Below are 2,650 nucleotides of genomic sequence, written 5' to 3'. Positions count from 1 at the left end.
GAGGAGTTGTTAAGAAAAGAGAAAGATGAGAGAATTTACAAAAGAATAAAAGTTATTTATCTATTAAAGAAAACCCCAAATATTCAATTAAAAGATGTAAGTGAGAAGTTGGATATAAGCATACAATCAGTAAAGAAATATTGGGGATTATACAGAAGAGGAGGAATAGAGAATTTAAAACTTAATTATAAAGGGAGAATACCAATATTAAATAAAGAAGAGTTTGAGAAATTCAAAGAAAAAGCAAAAGAAGGGTTTGATAGTCTAAAATCAATGCAAGAATGGATAAAGAAGGAATATAACAAAGAATTATCAATAAAAACAATAAGTTATTGGTGCAAGAAATTAGGTATTAAAAAAAAGGGCAGACCTTCAAATATTAATAAAGATGAGAATAAAGTAAAAGAGTTTAAAGAGAGAAGAATTAAAGAAATAGTAGAGAATAATCCAAATGCAAGAATAAAGTTTTATGATGAGAGTAGATTTGGGTTGATAACAGATGTAGGAAGGAAATGGACAGCAAAAGGAATAAAGCCAATAATATCATATCAACAGAAATATGAATATTTTTATTTATATCAAGCAACAGATATAAAAAGTGGAGAAGATTTTTCAATGTATATGTTACATTTAGATAGTATTTGTTTTAATGAATATTTAAAAAACTTAAGTGAAAAATTTAGAAATGATAATATAGTTTTAATAATGGATAATGCGAGTTTTCATAAATCTAAAAAACTTGATATTCCAAAAAATATAAAAATTGAATATCTTCCTCCATATTCGCCAGAGTTAAATCCACAAGAGAGAAGATTTGAAGATATAAAGAAATTTTTAAAAAATATAATATTTAAAACAATAGAAGAATTAGAAAAAAAGTTGAAGAAATTTTACTTTCATATACAAGTGAGCAAATCAAATCTTTGGTTTCTTATAAATATATTATAAAGGTTATGAATATATGAGAATTGGTATAATATAATAAAATTAATTTTATAATTAAAATAGACATTAATATGAGAGAAATAAAACAAATATCCAAGAGAAGTAAAAGATAGAGCCGATATATATAGTGCCAGACTCTTTGTTATGTTATAAAAGTTATACACTGAAAAGCGTAGCAGGGACCTACTTTCCCACATCCGTAAGGATGCAGTATCATCAGCGCTGTAGGGCTTAACTTCCTGGTTCGAAATGGTTCAGGGTGTTTCCCCTACGCTTTTCCCACTACGCTTGTCACTATATAACTAAAGTTAGCTGTTAAAAGCCTTGCCCACGCACTTACAGAAGCCAATCGGGTTATTAGTACTGGTCAGCTCAACCCCTCGCAGGGCTTACACCCCCAGCCTATCAAGCAGGTAGTCTTCCTGCACCCTTCAGGGAAGGCTCATCTTGGAGTGGGCTTCCCGCTTAGATGCTTTCAGCGGTTATCCCTTCCGTGCTTGGCTACCCAGCACTGCCCTTGGCAGGACAACTGGTACACCAGTGGCACGTCCAACCCGGTCCTCTCGTACTAGGGTCAGCTCTCCTCAGCCTTCCTACGCCCACGGCAGATAGGGACCGAACTGTCTCACGACGTTCTGAACCCAGCTCGCGTACCGCTTTAAATGGCGAACAGCCATACCCTTGGGACCTGCTCCAGCCCCAGGATGCGATGAGCCGACATCGAGGTGCCAAACCTCCCCGTCGATGTGAGCTCTCGGGGGAGATCAGCCTGTTATCCCCGGGGTACCTTTTATCCTTTGAGCGATGGCCCTTCCACTCAGAACCACCGGATCACTAAGACCGACTTTCGTCTCTGCTCGAGGTGTCTCTCTCGCAGTCAGGCTGGCTTATGCCTTTACACTCTTCTGGCGATTTCCAACCGCCATGAGCCAACCTTTGTGAGCCTCCGTTACTCTTTAGGAGGCGACCGCCCCAGTCAAACTACCCACCAGGCACTGTCCCCCATGAGGATTACTCATGCGGGTTAGTAGGCAGGATATCCAAGGGTGGTATCTCAAGGGCGGCTCCACCTGAGCTGGCGCTCAGGCTTCTAAGCCTCCCACCTATCCTGCACATGGATATCCCACCTACAATGCCAAGCTGTAGTAAAGGTCCACGGGGTCTTTCCGTCTTGCCGCGGGTAGGAGGAATTTTCACCTCCACTACAATTTCACTGGATCCCTCCCTGAGACAGCCCCTCACTCGTTACGCCATTCATGCAGGTCGGTATTTAACCGACAAGGAATTTCGCTACCTTAGGACCGTTATAGTTACGGCCGCCGTTTACCGGGGCTTCGGTTCACCGCTTCGCCTTTCGGCTAACGGATCCCCTTAACCTTCCGGCACCGGGCAGGCGTCACACCCTATACTTCCTCTTACGAGTTAGCAGAGTGCTGTGTTTTTGGTAAACAGTCGGCAAGAGCGCTGCGCTGCGACTCCTTTCGGCTCCAGGAGCTAAGTCCCTTCACCTACTCGGAGCACACCTTATCCCGAAGTTACGGTGCCAGTTTGCCGAGTTCCTTAGGGAGGGTTCTTCCACGCGCCTTAGAATACTCATCCCGCCTACCTGTGTCGGTTTACGGTACGGGCTACTAACAGCTCAAACGGCTTAGAGGCTTTTCTCGGCCCGACGGTATCACCGATTCTCTCTCCCTCCCGAAGGAGT

At 42.1% G+C, this 2,650-nt stretch carries 1 protein-coding gene and 2 rRNA genes (1 of these 3 only partly in view); 1 reads left to right on the top strand and 2 read right to left on the bottom strand.

All coding sequences use genetic code 11. From position 1 onward, the window contains the following. The coding region (locus ACYQ1U_RS07855) for an IS630 family transposase (RefSeq protein ID WP_459886322.1) at positions 1 to 948 on the top strand (948 nt) is incomplete at its 5' end. 167 nt (positions 949 to 1,115) lie between these two features. Here the strand turns inward: ACYQ1U_RS07855 and rrf are convergent. Next, positions 1,116 to 1,232, bottom strand: a 5S ribosomal RNA gene (gene rrf / locus ACYQ1U_RS07850). A gap of 49 nt (positions 1,233 to 1,281) precedes the next feature. Further along, a 23S ribosomal RNA gene (locus tag ACYQ1U_RS07845) occupies positions 1,282 to 2,650 on the bottom strand; it runs 1,540 nt beyond the window's last position.

Source organism: Caminibacter profundus (assembly GCF_054657155.1).
This window is presented reverse-complemented; position numbering and strand designations above follow the sequence as displayed.